Source organism: Eubacterium sp. Marseille-QA0814, assembly GCF_965119675.1.
Lineage (GTDB): Bacteria > Bacillota > Clostridia > Lachnospirales > Lachnospiraceae > Eubacterium_G.
Genome location: NZ_CBCPMG010000001.1, coordinates 2410938 through 2428547, shown reverse-complemented (window position 1 = coordinate 2428547; position 17610 = coordinate 2410938). Strand labels below are relative to the sequence as shown.

The following is a 17610-nucleotide window of genomic DNA, read 5'->3' as shown; positions in this document are numbered from 1 at the left end:
TCATAGATTTCCGTATAAATTACAATATGCTACAGGTGCTTTATTTTATACTTAACAATATACCATATCGTGCTTAATTTATGTTAAATTTTGTTTAATATTTCATTAATTTTTAACAAAATTTATTTTGTTATGGAATCTGAATCTTGATTGTAGTACACTATTATGGTGTGTTTTATAATACGAAATATTAATTAAAATCAATATTTTGGTTATACTACATATTTAGGAATTTATTAAAAAAACAATTTTTAAAAAATTTATAAATAATACAGTGGAGGAAAAATCACATGGCAGTGAAGTACGTTTTTGTAACTGGTGGTGTAGTTTCAGGTCTTGGTAAAGGAATTACAGCCGCTTCTCTTGGAAGACTTCTTAAAGCTCGTGGTTACAAAGTAACTATGCAGAAGTTTGATCCATATATTAACATTGACCCGGGTACAATGAATCCTGTCCAGCATGGTGAAGTTTTCGTAACAGATGACGGTGCTGAAACAGACCTTGACTTAGGACACTATGAAAGATTCATTGATGAAAGCTTAACAAAAAACTCAAATGTAACTACCGGTAAGGTTTATTGGTCTGTTCTTGAAAAAGAAAGACGTGGTGATTTTGGTGGTGGAACAGTTCAGGTTATTCCTCACATTACAAACGAAATTAAAAGTCGCTTCTACAGAAGTTTAAGCGAAGAAACAGAAATTGCAATTATTGAAGTTGGTGGCACAGTTGGAGATATTGAATCTCAGCCTTACATTGAAGCCATTCGACAGTTCCAGCATGATGTTGGTCGCGAGAACTGTATTTTAATTCATGTTGCCCTTATGGTTTACTTACCTGCATCTGAAGAAATGAAAACAAAACCAATTCAGATGAGTGTTAAGGAGCTTCAAAGACTTGGCATACAGCCAGATGTGGTTGTTTGCCGTACAGAACATGAAATTGATGACAACTTAAAAGACAAAATCAGCTTATTCTGTAATGTGCCTGCAAGTAACGTTGTACAGAACCTTACAGTCGACATGCTTTATGAAGCACCTCTTGCAATGGAAAAAGAGCATCTTGCAGAAATCGTTTGCAACAGCTTAAAGCTTGATTGTCCTGAACCTGATTTAGATGACTGGAAAGCAATGGTTAAGGCTGCTAAGAATCCTACAAAGGAAGTTACAGTTGCCTTAGTTGGAAAATATATTGCTTTACACGATGCTTATATCAGTGTTGTTGAATCATTAAAGCATGCAGGCTATCCAAACAGTGCTACAGTAAATATTAAATGGGTTGATTCTGAAACAGTAACAAACAAAAACGCTGCTGAAGTATTTTCAGATGTTTCAGGAATTTTAGTTCCCGGTGGTTTTGGAAGTCGTGGAATCGACGGTAAGATTGCAGCTATTAAATACGCAAGAGAAAACAATATACCATTCTTAGGACTTTGCCTTGGAATGCAGTTATCAATTGTTGAATTTGCAAGAGATGTTGTTGGATACAGAGATGCACACAGTATTGAACTTGATCCTTCAACTACTCATCCTGTTATCAGCCTTATGTCTGATCAGGAAGGTGTAACAGATATTGGTGGTACATTAAGACTTGGTTCTTATCCATGTAAACTTGACAAGAACAGCAAAGCTTATGAATTATATGGAGAAGAATTAATTCATGAACGTCACCGTCACAGATTTGAAGTAAACAATGACTTTAGAAAAGTTTTAACAGATAATGGTATGATGCTTTCAGGTATTTCTCCTGACGGCAGAATTATTGAAATGGTTGAAATACCATCTCATCCATTCTTTATTGCAACTCAGGCACATCCTGAACTTAAGAGCCGTCCTAACAGACCTCATCCATTGTTCTTGGGATTTGTTGAAGCTGCATTAAATAACAAATAATAAAAAAAATACAAAAGTAGCGATAATGTAATGGGAACATTTCCAAATTATCATTATCGCTACTTTTTTTGTGTATTATTAACATTATTTCCATAATTATTCATCTGTGTTAATAATTATGATTAATTACAACATCTACTGTTAATTATCCCCGTTGTCCGCCGGCTATTGTTAGGGAATTTTTATGCTCAACTTTCTATAATCCCTTACCTGACATCTGTGATGAAAGCATTGTTATAATAGAAGTTAAGTCAGTTACGTTTTCTGTTGGAACTAAATCCTTAACTGAAGGCTTTCCTTCTGTTATGTTTAATGTTAATGAAATATTCATTGATGCATCATCATTCTTGATTTCTCCTGTTTCAATAGAGATAGTTCCTTTTCTGCTACCCTTGTCACCTGTTACTTTTGCCTTTGATACAATATTAGCATTTGAATCTTTAATTGCACTTACAATTTTATCTTTGTTGTCTTTAACTTTCTTAATTGCATTGTCAACATCCTTTGTGTCTTTTTTCATGTCAGCATACTGTTTTCCAATAGTTGAATCTGCACCAAATGCTTCAATGTAAACGTCCATTAATTCATTATAAATATCCTTTAATGAATTGTCACAGAAGCTTACTAAAGCTGTAACTGCTGCATCAGCGTTTTCACCATTTACTGTAAGCGTATAGTCATTTCCGTCTTTTCCCTGTAATGATGAGAAATCTTTTTCTAATGAATCATATACCTTTGTATTAATCTTTGTAGATGATGTCACTGCCTTAGCGAAAGCTTCCTTGTCTATTTCTAATAAATCCGCAACCTGATTTAAATTAAGTGAAACATATCCTGTGGCACCAATCTGCTTTAAGGAGCTTTCAAACTGTTTTCCTGACTCACTGTCAATTTTACTTATGAATTTAGATATTGAACCCATATTCATATATAATTTTGAACCATCAATTACAACTGTTGTCAATTCTTCATAAGTATCTGTTAAATATTGAAGTGAGATTTTAGCGGCAAGCTTTGATGTTGATTCTGTTGTTGTCTCAACTTTTAACTTGCCCTGTATCTTGCCATCCTTCTTGAACTTGGCAGGTATAGTTTTATCTTTCTTGATTGAATCTGCACTTACATCAAATGAAAGTTCTACTTCCCCTGTTCCTGTCTTAATTTCCTGCATCTTCTTTACTTCTTTAAAGTAAGAGCCATTATCTTTTGTCTTTGCGTTTTTGTTGCTTCCGCAACCTGTGAATAGTGCCATTATCATAACAAGTGATAAGGCAATTGATAAGATTTTCTTCATATTCATATCCTTCTCCTTTTTGATATTTACAAGTAGGTAATATGAAATATAGATTATTAAATCGGTATTTCATTAAGATAAAATAGTTTTTGTTTTTCATATTTGCCTCTTTGTCTAAGTTTAAGTATAGCATAAAAGTTACATAAAGTGTGAAACTTTCACAATTTTTCTGTTTTTTCGCACTTCATGTAACTTTATTATATGCATTACTATTTATTATTTTTATAACTTTAAGTTCTTCTATCTTAATTTCAAAACTAACTATTATTTATAGTTATTCTTCTTCTCCCCAAAAATCTACAGGTTCATAATCCCTTAATGCAACCAAATATCCATGTTCCTGCAATTGCTGTTGAATTATGTCTAAAGTTTCCTCTGAATCTGCCACTACTGTGTGATAATGATATTCAGATGTTATCTGCTCTAGGGGAACCGAAACGCCCCCTTTAATGGACTCAACGTATTTTTTTGCATCCATTCTTGACTTGATGTTCATTGGCACACGCACAACATTATATAGTTTATGATAAACAAACACATCTTCAACTTTTCCACCACAATCCACAATAAGATTTAATTCATCAAGCATTTTTTCTTCACTGTGCTTTACCTTAAACACTCGTGAAATATGATCTTTATCTTTTAAAACATAGCCTTTGTGCGTAGAAACAATATCATGATTTGATGCACGAAGTAAAGCAATATCCTGTACAACAACCTGTCTGCTAACCTGAAATTTTTCAGCTAACTTTGTTCCTGAAACCGGCTTATCGCTTTCCTGCAAAATCTTAAGCAAATTTTCCCTTCTTTTTTCTCCGCTCATTTGTTCCTCCTAATGAGTTCAATACTATATTACTTAATTAATGCCACTTTACTATATTTTCTATTACAAATTAGATTCTGTGCAAATTCTTAAGAGATATATCAAGAATTGGAGATGAGTGTGTTAATGCTCCACTTGAAATATAATCAACACCTAAATCAATTAATTTAGCAATGTTTTCTCTTGTAACATTTCCTGAGATTTCAATTTCAGCTCTTCCATCAATAATGTCAACAGCTTCTTTCATTACATCATGTTCCATATTATCTAACATGATAATATCAGCCCCTGCTTCAACAGCTTCCTTTACCATATCAAGATTTTCTACTTCCACTTCAATCTTTCTAACAAATGGAGCATAATCTTTAGCCATTTTTATTGCTTCCTTAACACCACCTGCTGCTCCAATATGGTTGTCCTTTAATAAAACTCCGTCTGTTAAATTGTATCTATGGTTGTTTCCACCACCAACTCTAACTGAATATTTTTCAAAGATTCTGTTGTTTGGAGTTGTCTTTCTTGTGTCTAAAAGTTTAACCTTACTTCCTTCAAGTAATTTTGCAATTGAGTTAGTATAACTTGCAATACCACTCATTCTCTGTAAAAAGTTAAGACCTGTACGTTCTCCAACTAAAAGAACTCTAATGTCACCTGTAACAGTTCCCATTAGCTGGCCTGCCTTAACCTGGTCACCATCTTTTACAAAAAGTTCTATCTTTGTATTTTCATCTAAAAGCTGGAATGCTCTTGAGAAAACCTGTAATCCACAGATTACACCATCTTCCTTACAAATTAAATCTACCTGTCCCATACATGACTCAGGCATTACTGCATTTGTTGTTACATCCTCGCTTGTAACATCTTCCTTTAAAGCACTTTCAATAAGCGGGTCTACTGTTAATTTTAATGTTATTGGATCAAACATATTTTCCTCCTCTTGTCTGGTTCTTTTCTTGTTTATTCTTTTTCTAATTAAGCATCTGTTTGTATTTGCATATATTTTTTATCTGCTATTTTTCATAGCTTTGCATCTACTTTTGCTCTATTTTTAATTAAGCATCTGCTTTCTCTCTTTGTTTTTTGCTCTCTTCAATTAAGTCAAGTATCATCTGTTTATTTTCTTTATTCCATGCATGAAGATCTTTGTATTTATCAAAATCTACAGTCTCTTCGTTTCTGTCGAATTCTCTATCATTAAACTGTTCAGACATTTCCACCGCTGCACGTTTTGCAAAAACCATACTTTCAAGTAATGAGTTACTTGCTAATCTATTTCTTCCGTGAACGCCGTTACATGCTGTTTCACCAACTGCATAAAGTCTGTCCATTGAAGTTTTACTTTGAAGGTTTACTTTTATGCCACCCATAAAATAGTGCTGTGCAGGCACAACAGGTATCATTTCTTTTGGCACATTGTAACCATGTTCCTTACAGTGTTTTACAATGTTAGGAAAATGATTTGTTAACTGCTCCTCATCAATTGATTTCATTGAAAGCCAAACATGATTAGTGCCATCCTTCTTCATCTGCTCTTTAATTTTTCCTGTTAAAATATCTCTAGGTAGAAGTTCATTTGTAAAGCGTTCCTTATCCTTGTCAAACAACTGGGCGCCTTCGCCTCTTACAGATTCTGAAATTAAGAAACTTCTCTCTTCTTCTTTTTCTGAATAAAATGTTGTTGGATGAATCTGAACATAATCAATATCTTTTAACTCTATATTATGTCTTATTGACACTGCCACTGCATCACCTGTTAAATGTCTGTAGTTAGTTGAATATCTATAAATTCCACCAATACCACCACTGGCAAGTACAGTATAATCTGCGTAAATAGTATCTAAAGTTCCGTCATCTTTCTTTACTACTATACCAAGGCATTCATTTTGTTCTTTGCCATTTTCAGTTTTTGGAATAATGTCAACCATGGTCCAATGTTCCTTGATTGTAATGTTATCTCTCTTCTTACATTGTTCGTAAATATGGCTTGTTATTTCCTTGCCTGTAATATCTTCGTGATAAAGAATACGATTTCTTGCATGAGCACCTTCTCTTGTGTAAGCCAGATTTCCATCCTCATCTCTTGCGAAATCAACACCGTAACTTAATAAATCTTTTACAAGATCCGGTGATGAGTTAATCATAGTTTCAACTGCTGCTGTATCGTTTTCAAAATGACCGGCTTTCATTGTATCGTAGAAATAGCTGTCAAAATCTTCTTTGTCCTTCAACATGCACATACCACCCTGTGCTAAAAATGAATCGCTATGTTCTACAATGTCCTTTGTAATAATTAAAATATCTTTGTTTTTTGGCAGGTTTAATGCACAATACATTCCTGCACATCCGCTTCCTACAATTATAATATCTGTTCTCATTTTAATTTCACTTCCAGTGTAAAAACACTGCCTTTTCTTATTTTTGTGTATATTTGCTTTTTTACAAACATTGTTTGAGATTATAGCACATGTTTTTACATCTGACAAGACAGTTGTAAATACAATATTTTCACCAAGTTTAACAGATTATTTTTGTCATACACCATAGGTTCTTTGTTTGGATACCAGAAAATCATTCTGTATATGTAAACAGCAATGACTACAGCTATTGTTGTAAAAATCATTATATCTATAAGCTTCAAAAGCCTTTTTCTTTTTTGGAATGCCATTTCTACATAACGATAAAAAAACACCATTACTATAATTACCAAAATAAAAATCCATATAGGATTAACCATTGCCGCCTCTGTTATTTTTCCTTTTAATAAAAGACCTACTGCTCTTGTGGTTCCACAGGTTGGACATGGAATTCCAATGAGCATTCTTAAGGGACAAATTTTTCCAAACTTACTATTAATTATTATTATAAACAAAGAAATAGCGACTATAGGAATCGCTATTTCGTTCATGTCTTTTTTTAATTTTTTTATATCAAATTTCATTTTCTATTTTAATTTTTCAAGAATCTTTACAATAAGTTCCCATGTTCTTTCAGTTGATGAGATGCTTAACATTTCATCTGTTGTATGAACATTTTTCATTGTTGGGCCAAATGAGATTGCATCTAGATCTTCAATCTTGTCTGCAAACATACCACATTCAAGACCTGCGTGAATAGCTTCGATAACAGGTTCTTCATTGTATAATTCCCTGTAGGCTTCCACTGCAGTATCTCTTAATTTTGAGTCTTCTCTGTATGCCCAACCAGGATATTCTCCTGAAACAACAATCTGACCACCAAATATTTCTGTAAGTGAACGCATCTTTTCAATTAGGAAATTCTTCTCACTTTCAATTGAACTTCTTACTGAATATGATAATGAAACGTTGTCTTTTTTGGTTCTTAAAATTCCCAAGTTAAGAGAAGTCTGTACCATGTTTGGCATTTCAGGATTCATTCTCTGAATTCCATTTGGCATATTAACTAAAGAAATAATTGTTGCCAATGTGGCTGCACCTGATAATGCTTCTGAAATTCCTTCATCCATAACATTGATTTGAAGCTTCATGTCAGGATCTGTAAACTTGTATTCTTCCTTAACATCTTCAAAAGTTTTTTCGATAATTTCTTTTGTTTTATCTACAACTTCAGGTAATACTGCAATTGCAGCTTCGCTTTCCTTTGCAATAATGTTATCTTTTTCACCACCGTTAACTGCCATTATACGCATACCAACATTTTGAAATACATTTAATAAAATACGACCTAAAATACAGTTTGCATTAGCTCCCCATTTAATAATTTCCATACCGGAATGACCACCGGCAAAATCTGATAATCTAAGTTCAATAATTTTTGCATTAATAGGTTCTGTGTTATAAGGTAGTAAACATTCTACTGTAGCACCACCTGCACAACTAATTGTAAAAATTCCTTCGTCCTCAGAATCAAGATTGATTAACTCTTTGCCTTTTAAATCTGATGTATCAATGAAGTCTGCACCTAAAAGACCAATTTCTTCATCAACTGTAAATACAGCTTCAATTGGTGGATGTGCAATGTCGTTGCTATCTAAAACTGCCAAAGCATAGGCTACAGCAATACCGTCATCACCACCAAGTGATGTACCTTTTGCACTTAAATAGTCCCCATTAACTTCCAAGTCAAGTCCATCTTTTGTCATGTCCTTGTCACAGTCATTTGTTTTTACAGCAACCATATCCATGTGTCCCTGTAAAATAACAGGCTTTGAATTCTCGTAGCCCTTTGTGCCACCTTTCCAAATGATTACGTTTTTCTTTTCATCCTGACGGCACTTTAATCCTCTATCATTTGCAAACTTTACTAAATAATCACTTATCTGTTCCACATTTCCTGAACCATGAGGAATAGATGCTATCTCTTCAAAAAATTTTAATACATTTTCAGGTTTCTTTCCTTCTAAAACTGACATATCCTTACACCTCGCATTATATATTTTAATTATTATTTATTTTCAATCATTAATTTATAATAATGATATTTAAAACTCTGTTATTCTTATACTTTTAGTTTGCTCAATACTTAATTCAATTACTTTGATTTTTTATAGCTTCCGTTTTCTTCTTCCACCTGACCGGTTTTAACCATATACTGAATAAGCTGTTTTGCAAAATCATTTTTGTCTTTTACAATTGCCTTGTTTTTTGAAAAAGGAAGCTTCGCCTCTATGCCATCACAAAGCTCTGCAACCTGTGGCAATGTAATATACTCATTTTTCTTTAAATATTTTTTTACTTTACTATTGCCCTTACTAAAAAGCATGTTCATCAAATCAGATGACTGGTTCTTCTGTTTAACCAGTCCCCAGCCATAAATAATCATTGTAGCTATGGCAAATAAAATTATCCCAATAACGACTGTACTAATTTCCATTATTTTTCCTCATCTATAAATCTTATATATTTATTATGTTCTAATATGCCGAAAAATTTTGCCAATCTTTCATATAATTGCGTTGAAGCTTTTTTGTGTTGTTTCTTTAAAACGGCTCCAATTTCATACAATGTTTTCCTGCCGTCTATCTGCTGCCACACACAACTGCCATACTCATCTAATTCAATAAAACTATATCTTGGTTTCTTAAATACTTTCTGTGCAATTACATTGAAGAACCCAGTATTTTCAACTGTAACTTCAACTAAACCTTTTTCATTTACTTCCCATTTTTTCTGTATCACCGGCACTTTATCCAAATAATTTTCCTGTGATTTTTTATTTTCTTTTTTCATTTAATACCGCCTTCTTTAAATCTAACCATTAGTATACCACATCTGTTTATACAAGCACAGTATAAATCTTTCTATAGAAGAAAGTGGAAGCACCAAAAATCAGCACTTCCACCCCTCTAAAAAACATTCTAAAATTATAAAATGTTTAAATTATTATTCATATCAAAAATTTATTTGTCTGATGTTTTCTTTCTTCTGCAGAATAAGAAAATTGAACCTACTAATAAGGCGAATACTACAAGACCAACCCAATTACCAACTGTGTTGAAGTTGTCTCCGTAAATTCCTGATAAATTAATTTTGCCATCTAATTTTGCTACTGCAAATATTGCAAGTAAAATTCCTACGATTCCTTCACCTGCGATCATACCTGCAGAGTAAAGTACACCCTTGTCAACAGATTCTTTCTGTTCTTTTTCTGATGAATATTTTCTCTTTTCAATAATCCATCTTACGGCACCACCAAGCATAATTGGTGTGCTTAAGTGAATTGGTAAATATAAACCAATTGCAAATGCTAATACAGGGATTCCAAGGATTTCCACGACGATTGCAATAAATGCACCAACAATAATAAGAACCCAAGGAAGAGTTCCACCCATAACACCTTCTACTACCATTTTCATCAAAGATGCCTGAGGAGCTGGAAGTTGTGCTGAACCGAATCCACCCCATGCCTTGCTTAAAATGTATAATACGCCACCGATTGTTAAAGCTGCAACAACTGCACCAAGTAATTCACCAATCTGCTGTTTTACAGGTGTTGCACCAACAATGTAGCCTGTTTTTAAATCCTGTGATGTATCACCAGCCATAGCTGCGATAATACAAATAACTGTACCAATTGAAATAGCTGCTAGCATTCCTGCTGAACCAGTTGAACCTGTAGCCTTTAATACGAAAGATGTAAGTATTAAAGTTGCAATTGCCATACCTGATACAGGGTTGTTACTACTTCCTACAATACCAACCATTCTTGATGAAACTGTAGCAAAGAAGAAACCAAATACAACTATTAATAATGCGCCAAGTAAGCTAACAGGGATTTCAGGGATTAACCAAATTCCAACAGCGATTACTAATGAACCAATTAAAACTACAGACATTGGTAAATCCTGCTGTGTTCTATCTCCACCTGATACATTTTTTCCAAAACCTTTAATAGCTGACTTAAATGTTCTAAACATAGTTGGTAAAGTTTTAATTAAACTAATGATACCACCTGCTGCTACTGCACCGGCACCAATATATCTAATATATTTGCTCCAAATTGTTCCCGGATCTAACTGGTTAAATGGGAGTAAATTTCCTGCATCATCTGCAACAGATGATAAGCTGTCTCCTCCAAAGAACGCAATTGCAGGCATAAGCACTAAGTAAGATAAAATACCACCTGCAAAAAGGTAACTTGAAACCTTAGGTCCGCAAATATAACCTACACCTGATAATGCCGGTAGCACATCCATACCAACAGCACATGTGTAGCTTCCCTTAAATGAGAAGTCAACTTCACTTGGGAATAAACAAAGACCGTCTGCGATAAATTTATATACAGCTGAAATTCCTAATCCTGAGAAAACAAGTTTTGACTTACTTCCTCCTTCTTCTCCTGCAAGAAGTACCTCAGCACAAGCTGTTCCTTCAGGATATGGTAATGTACCATGTTCTTCAACAATTAATGCTGTACGAAGTGGTACCATGAAAAGTACACCAAGTATACCACCACATAATGCGATTAATGCAATTGTAATAAACGATGGTGATGTTGCCTTTCCTTCTTTTGCCCACATAAAAATTGCAGGTAATGTAAATACTGCTCCTGCTGCTAATGACTCACCAGCTGAACCAATAGTCTGTACCATGTTATTTTCAAGAATAGAATCCTTCTTCATAATAACACGAATAACACCCATTGAAATAACAGCTGCCGGTATAGAAGCAGAAACTGTCATACCAACTCTTACACCAAGGTAAGCATTGGCTGCACCAAATATAACTGCTAAAATAAGACCGATAATTACAGATGCAACTGTAAATTCAGGCATAACCTTATCAGCAGGAATAAATGGCTTAAACTCTTTCTTGTTATCCATTTTTTCTCTCCTGTTCTTTTTTATTTTGTGTTAGCATACTTTGTTACCGAAAAAATACAGATGGCGCGTATTTTTCCCGTAATGGATTTCATACTATTTTACTTAACTTGATTAGTATACCTAAAAACTTAAAAAAAATAAATGGCAATTTAATAAATTAAAGTAATAAATTAATTTTTTTTACAATTTATGGAAATAAGAATGTCGCCTGCGACATTCTACGCACCCAATGCGAGCCCGTATGCAACTACTTTCTTTTCCCACGAGTTTGCATCCCTTTCAAGATTATTATTTAATCTCAAAAGGGATGTTTATGTTTCTTTTATAAACTTTTATTCTCCTGCTGTTTCTCCACCATCTTCATTGTTGTCCTGTGGTGCATCTGTTTCAGGTGCTGCTGTCTCAGGTTCCGGTGCTTTTGTTTCCACTACTTTCTTTGTTGTTGGAGCCTGTGTCTTTGGTGGCTTTGTTTTTGGTGGATTAGTTTCAGGTGCGTCTGTTTCAGGTGCATCTGTTTCAGGTGCTGCTGTCTGTGGTGCATAAGTTTCAGATGCTCTTGTGTATTCTTCTGTGCGATTATTATCGTCGTCATTATTTACTTTTTCTTTTGTAATTTTCTCAACAGTTGTTGTTTCCTCTGCTGTTGTTTCTTCCGTCTTTGTTTTACCAAATGTACTTGATAAAAATATTGCTGCCACTACAACCACAATAATAATTCCTGCTGAAACCGCTATTGCAATAATGTTCATTTTTTTATTTTGATTAATTATCTGACTGTCCGGTATTTCCGTATCATATTCATCCGAATCATCATCATAAAATTCTTCATCTTCGTCAATTTGATTCTCATCTTCAAAAACAAAATTTTCATCTTCCATTTCTTCTGGAAAGTCAAAAGAATCCTCTTCTTCATATTGGATTTCGTCAGGCAAGTCTTCAAACTCATCATCCACTGTATCTATTCCGTCGAAGTCATCTGATACTGTTGGTATTTCTTCAACATTGTCATCATCAATATCCAGATTTCCAAAGATTTTAGTTTCACCGAAATCTTCTTTTGGGGCATCAAAAATCTTAGTTTCTCCAAAATCTTCTGACGCATTTCCTGTACCATTGTCAGTCTGATTATTCACAGTATCTTCCATTATTTCTCCACAATATGGGCATTGTTTTTCAGTTGGCTGTACATATTTACCACACTTTTTGCAAAACATATTAATGTCCTCCTTGTTTTTTCTTTTTGTTTTATGTGTTATATAAATTCACAGGTCTTATTTTCCCTGTTTAATATATAACGTATATTTTTTATCATTTATTTCACATTATAATTCAATTTTTATAATCAATGCAAGTAAAATGTAATTCTATTGGTGTTTTAAACTTTTATACACATTATAGTTTTATCAAAATTCCTTCTATCACGCCATCATCTAGTGCCACGAAAATATTCCCTTGACTTCTTGTGTCTTAATATCGAAATCTAAACAAATATATGTTCCATTAACAACTAGACTACCATCAGTGCTACAATCTGATGTGTATAAACTCAATTCGTCCATGTCGTATATACACACAAATTCGTCCTGATACGAATTATATGATTTAAGCGAAAACTTCATATTTTTCTATTCCTTCATTCTAATATTCATTTTTTATACAGCATAAATAATTATTTTTTCTTTGCACATAAATATGAAAAAGCCTTGCCGACTTCAAAAAATCAGTAAGGTTTTTTCCAAAAATCTAATATTTTATTTAAGCTTCCTGTTCTACAATCTGAGCTTTAATGTATTTTTCAACTTCTCTTGGTTCAATACCAAGGGCAATTGAAAATTCGTCATTTAAATTCTGCTTTGCCTCTTTTAAATATCTGTCATCCACGTATGTGATTCTTTTTCCTTTGCCAATACGCTCTTTGTTTCTTGCATACATAGTTTTGATAATGCAAATAAGTTGTTTGCAGTCACATGAAACTAACGCTTCTTTATACTTTGCCTCACGCTGTCTGTCGTTTTCAATCCTCATTGGCTCAATATCTTTTATTTCTGAAACTAAGTCTTTAGCCTGGTCTTTTGTTACAACTGAACGCATAACTACTTTGTCACTGTCCACAGGATAGAAAATTTTGCTATCCTCGGATTTCATTGGAACTAAAGCATAATATAACTGGTCTTTATCAACTCCTGACATATCCAGGTGTGTTATGTCAACCACTTTACATACACCATTTCTTCCATGCACAATATAGTCTCCAACTTTAAACAATTCCAACACCTCTATTCTTTTTTTTACTATTAGTGCAATACAAAACTTCACGTTTTTACGAAAATATTCAGTCATTGAATTTAACATCGTTTTAAGTGACTCGAAATTCTACAACAATGCATAAAATAATTTCCTACTATACTAAGATATTATCTCAATATATGTTGTTTTGTAATACTAATTATGTATAAACATATAGGTACAAATTTAAGCTGTACCTAAACCGATTTTCCCACAATATAATTCTACTACTTTTAAAAATAAATTGTTATAGGCAGAATAAACAAGATTTTTAGGTGTGTAATTGTCTAAATCAGTCAACTTTTATTGACATATTTTATTCTCCAGAGAACATTTCCTGGTCATCATCTTCTTCTTCTGACTCATTGCTATCCAACTTTTCTGCTTCAACCACATGTCTTATATACGCTGATTCAGCAGCCTTTTCGTCCTCATCTATAATTCCATTATGGTTGTAGTCAAAGTCTTTATCGTATGGTCCGTAAGAATCCCCACCTGCAATGTACAACACTCCAAGTGTTCCCGGTCCACAATGACTTGATATTACGCTTCCCGCTCTTGTTTCAACAATCTTCTTAAATCTGTTAAGACTTTGAAGATATTCTCTTACAGCCTCCACGATTTCTGCGTCACAACCTGAATGCGTAATAAAAACCCTGTCTTTTTTAGCATGTCTTAGTTCCTGCTCCTGGTCTTTTACATACTCGAGAATTACCTTCTTTATTGAACCACGATATTTCTTATCAGCATCCATCTTACCATTTTTAACAACAATACAAGGTTTTACCTTAAGAATACTGCCGAATAATTTTGATGTTGCTGAACATCTTCCACCTCTATGAAGATAAGTTAATGTGTCCACAACAAAACTTGCTCTTACGTAAGGCTTAAGAGTTTCAATTGTTTCAACTATCTCTTCCGGCTGAAATTTCTTTCTTGCCAAAATAGCTGCCTCAACTACTAAATGTCCAATACCTGTTGAAAGGCTTTCTGAGTTAATAACAAAAATGTGTTCTTCGTAATAAAGCTCTTTTGCTGCAAGTCGCATTACATTTGCTGTTGTTGACATGTCTTCTGAAATAGCAAACATAATTACATCGTCGCCTGCTTCTTTGTATGGTTTTATCGCATTAATCGCATCTTCAATTGATGGCGCTGCTGTTTTTGGTGTTGTTTTATTTTCATCGCTCCATTTATAAATATCATCCGGTGTAATATCCACACCATCCTTATATTCATTGTCACCCATGTGAACATACAGCGGTAAAACATCAATATTGTATCTTTCTAATATTTCCTTTGTTAAATCACTTGTACTGTCTGTAATAATTTTTACCATAGTTCCTCCGTTGTTATTCGTTTTCTACCTCATTAATATCGTAAGGTGTTGTCTGGTATACATAATAGTTAATCCAGTTTGTCCACAAAAGCTGACCTGCCGCACGCCAGTTAACAATTGGCTCTTTTGTTGGATCATCGTCTGGGAAATAATTTACCGGAATAATCGGGTCCATACCTTTTGCTAAATCTCTTTCGTATTCCAACTTCAATGTATCTGCATCATATTCTGAATGATATAAAACAAAGAACTGTCTGCTGTCTACTGATTTTACAACACCAACTCCTGCTTCATCTGACTCTGCCATTAATTCAAGGTCCGGACATTCAAGAATCTGTTCTCTTGTAATTTCTGTTGCTCTTGAGTGTGGTGCATAATACACATCATCAAAACCTCTAAACAATGGTGACTTTTTATTTAAAATATGATGTTTGTAAATACCTGATAATTTAGGCACTCTGTCTCTTTTCTGTATTCCATAATGATAATATAAGCCTGCAAAAGCTCCCCAGCATAAATGGAACGTACAGTGAACGTGTTTCTTTGACCACTCCATTATTGTACAAAGTTCATCCCAATACTCCACATCTTCGTAAGCTACAAAGTCAAGTGGGGCGCCTGTAATAATTAAGCCGTCAAAATGATGGTCTTTTACTTCATCAAATGTTTTGTAAAATTCATCCATATGACTTGGATCAGTATGAGTTGAACGGTATGTTGCTGTCTGCAAAAATTCCACCTCTATTTGGAGTGGTGTATTTGATAATTTTCTTAAAATCTGTGTTTCTGTTACTATCTTTGTAGGCATTAAATTCAATACCAACACCTTTAGCGGACGAATGTTCTGAGTCATTGCTCTGTTCTCCGTCATAACAAATATATTTTCATTTTCTAAAATATCCCTAGCAGGTAAATTTGATTTTACTTTTATTGGCATGTTTATATCCTCTTTCCTACATTTAGTTTAATAATATGAAATAATACATGCAAGTTTCTTAATTCTACATTATGTATTGTGCAATTATATTTCATAATTTTCTCTTAATCAATCGTAAATTTCATTCTAACATAATAGTGAGATTTGTTCAAATTTTTGTATTATACATATTTATACATATTTTTACAACATGCTTATTAACATATCTAAAACATGCTCCACGCTTTTCTCCCTGACCACGTTTCTTCCGAGATTGCCAAAGTGTACTGTCTCCGTTTTTGTTTCACCATTAATTGTATAGCCAAAACATACAGTACCAACAGGCTTTTCCACAGTGCCACCTGTAGGACCGGCAATTCCTGTAATACCCACTCCTACATTTGCCTGATTAGCTTTTGCTACGCCCTCAGCCATTTCCTTTGCTGTCTGTTCGCTTACTGCACCTAATGTATCAAGTGTCTCCTTTGAAACATTTACATATTTCATTTTTGCCGCATTTGCATAAGTGACAAAACTTGCGTTTAAAACCTTTGACGCATCTGCCACATCAACGATAGTCGCTGCCATCTTTCCTCCGGTGCAGCTTTCTGCAAAAGATATTGAATATTTCTTCTCAATTAATTTTTTTACAAGTATTTCCTGTTTGTTCATTATAAAAACTTCCTTTCTCCCAAAGTCTTTAATCCACTTTTGTTCAAACACAAGTGATTACGAACTTTTTTGATTTTGAGTTTTGATTCTGGGAATTGTTTCGCAATTCGCACTCCCACAATGATTATACCTTATTTTTCTATGTTTAAAACATTATTTTTCGGACAATATACTAATACTATGTTTTATAAATTTAATGATTTTAAAAATAAGTTAGATATACAGCCCGAACATGACTTCGTAGGGATTATACCACTATCTTCTGCTAATAATTACCATATTATTAATAAGTATGTACCAAAAATACCTAATTTATTTATGGATTTCCATTTTTCTAAATTAGAGAACTCTAAAGATTTTATCTATGGGTACATTAATATACCGGATATTCTTGTTACGACCCGTTCTATTATTTCTTTTATTTTGACTAGGGACTATGTTGTGTTTATTGACAGGGACGAGTATGTTGCTAAGGCTTTTCAAAAAATGTCTGAATCCAGCAAGAACCAAGATGCTTTTCGGGATAGCGGGTGTGTTTTGTATTTTCTTCTTGATTATATTATGGCTAAGGATTTAGAGAAGATTAACAGCCTTCAACAAAATCTTGTACAGTTGGAGTTGGAAGTTTTAAATGAAAAAAATTTAGATATTATAAAAGAAATTACAAATTATCGGAGCCGCACCATGAAGCTTCACCATTACTATGTACAACTTGAGGGAATTCTTCAGGATTTGGAAGATGATATTTCTGATTTAATTAGTAATGAAGCAAAAGAATATTTCAATATTCTTATAAGAAAAATTACAATGTTTGGTCACGAATCGGAACAGATATGGGAATACACGTCACAAATAAGAGATATTTATCAGCAACAGTTGGACGTGCATCAAAATGCGGTTATGAAATTTCTCACTGTTGTAACCACGCTATTTATGCCTTTAACTTTAATTGTTGGCTGGTATGGTATGAACTTTGAACACATGCCTGAGCTTGAATTCAAATACAGCTATCCTATAGTTTTTGTTTTTAGTCTTCTTCTTGTTATTATTATGTGTGTAATTTTCAAAAAGAAAAAATGGTGGTAATATGC

17 protein-coding genes are annotated in these 17610 nt (G+C 33.6%); 2 read left to right on the top strand and 15 right to left on the bottom strand.

The features are described from left to right. Positions 1–290: 290 nt before the first annotated feature. A complete protein-coding gene (locus ACQY63_RS11185; RefSeq protein WP_022164675.1) occupies positions 291–1889 on the top strand; it encodes a CTP synthase in 1599 nt (532 codons plus the stop codon). Positions 1890–2085: 196 nt separating this feature from the next. Here the strand turns inward: ACQY63_RS11185 and ACQY63_RS11180 are convergent, their stop codons facing one another. The 15 genes from ACQY63_RS11180 to ACQY63_RS11110 all read right to left on the bottom strand — a co-directional run bounded on the left by ACQY63_RS11180 (position 2086) and on the right by ACQY63_RS11110 (position 16519). Next, entirely contained in the window at positions 2086–3189 is a 1104-nt protein-coding gene (locus tag ACQY63_RS11180) for a hypothetical protein (protein ID WP_022164674.1), read from the bottom strand. Between the two features lie 268 nt (positions 3190–3457). After that, a complete protein-coding gene (locus ACQY63_RS11175) occupies positions 3458–4006 on the bottom strand; it encodes a transcription repressor NadR (protein WP_022164673.1) in 549 nt (182 codons plus the stop codon). Between the two features lie 70 nt (positions 4007–4076). Then, positions 4077–4931: a carboxylating nicotinate-nucleotide diphosphorylase gene (gene nadC, locus ACQY63_RS11170; RefSeq protein WP_022164672.1), complete on the bottom strand. Its 855-nt coding sequence runs from the start codon at positions 4929–4931 to the stop codon at positions 4077–4079. Positions 4932–5058: 127 nt separating this feature from the next. Then, entirely contained in the window at positions 5059–6381 is a 1323-nt protein-coding gene (locus ACQY63_RS11165) for an L-aspartate oxidase (RefSeq protein WP_022164671.1), read from the bottom strand. 95 nt (positions 6382–6476) lie between these two features. Then, positions 6477–6944: a DUF2752 domain-containing protein gene (locus ACQY63_RS11160; protein ID WP_428245236.1), complete on the bottom strand. Its 468-nt coding sequence runs from the start codon at positions 6942–6944 to the stop codon at positions 6477–6479. 3 nt (positions 6945–6947) lie between these two features. After that, positions 6948–8396: an aminoacyl-histidine dipeptidase gene (locus ACQY63_RS11155; RefSeq protein ID WP_022164670.1), complete on the bottom strand. Its 1449-nt coding sequence runs from the start codon at positions 8394–8396 to the stop codon at positions 6948–6950. A gap of 119 nt (positions 8397–8515) precedes the next feature. Then, a complete protein-coding gene (locus ACQY63_RS11150; RefSeq protein WP_022164669.1) occupies positions 8516–8857 on the bottom strand; it encodes a hypothetical protein in 342 nt (113 codons plus the stop codon). After that, complete coding sequence (locus ACQY63_RS11145; protein ID WP_022164668.1) at positions 8857–9213, bottom strand: PqqD family protein; 357 nt, start codon at positions 9211–9213, stop codon at positions 8857–8859. Before ACQY63_RS11145 ends, ACQY63_RS11150 begins: the two co-directional genes overlap by 1 nt. Positions 9214–9383: 170 nt before the next feature. Beyond that, complete coding sequence (locus tag ACQY63_RS11140) at positions 9384–11306, bottom strand: OPT family oligopeptide transporter (RefSeq protein WP_022164667.1); 1923 nt, start codon at positions 11304–11306, stop codon at positions 9384–9386. Positions 11307–11638: 332 nt separating this feature from the next. Next, positions 11639–12520: a zinc ribbon domain-containing protein gene (locus tag ACQY63_RS11135; protein WP_022164666.1), complete on the bottom strand. Its 882-nt coding sequence runs from the start codon at positions 12518–12520 to the stop codon at positions 11639–11641. Between the two features lie 216 nt (positions 12521–12736). After that, positions 12737–12925: a hypothetical protein gene (locus ACQY63_RS11130; protein WP_022164665.1), complete on the bottom strand. Its 189-nt coding sequence runs from the start codon at positions 12923–12925 to the stop codon at positions 12737–12739. A 136-nt stretch (positions 12926–13061) separates the two neighbouring features. Continuing rightward, positions 13062–13571 (bottom strand): CarD family transcriptional regulator, encoded by a 510-nt coding sequence (locus ACQY63_RS11125; protein ID WP_302689833.1) that lies wholly within the window; start codon positions 13569–13571, stop codon positions 13062–13064. Positions 13572–13908: 337 nt separating this feature from the next. Next, complete coding sequence (locus tag ACQY63_RS11120) at positions 13909–14931, bottom strand: DegV family protein (RefSeq protein WP_428245235.1); 1023 nt, start codon at positions 14929–14931, stop codon at positions 13909–13911. A 13-nt stretch (positions 14932–14944) separates the two neighbouring features. After that, complete coding sequence (metA, locus tag ACQY63_RS11115) at positions 14945–15868, bottom strand: homoserine O-acetyltransferase MetA (RefSeq protein WP_290988660.1); 924 nt, start codon at positions 15866–15868, stop codon at positions 14945–14947. 183 nt (positions 15869–16051) lie between these two features. Next, positions 16052–16519: a CinA family protein gene (locus ACQY63_RS11110; protein ID WP_302689834.1), complete on the bottom strand. Its 468-nt coding sequence runs from the start codon at positions 16517–16519 to the stop codon at positions 16052–16054. Between the two features lie 180 nt (positions 16520–16699). On the opposite strand from ACQY63_RS11110, the gene ACQY63_RS11105 reads away from it, so the two are divergent. Beyond that, on the top strand, positions 16700–17605 hold the full coding sequence (locus ACQY63_RS11105) for a magnesium transporter CorA family protein (RefSeq protein WP_302689835.1): 906 nt from the start codon (positions 16700–16702) through the stop codon (positions 17603–17605). The last annotated feature ends 5 nt before the right edge of the window (positions 17606–17610 follow it).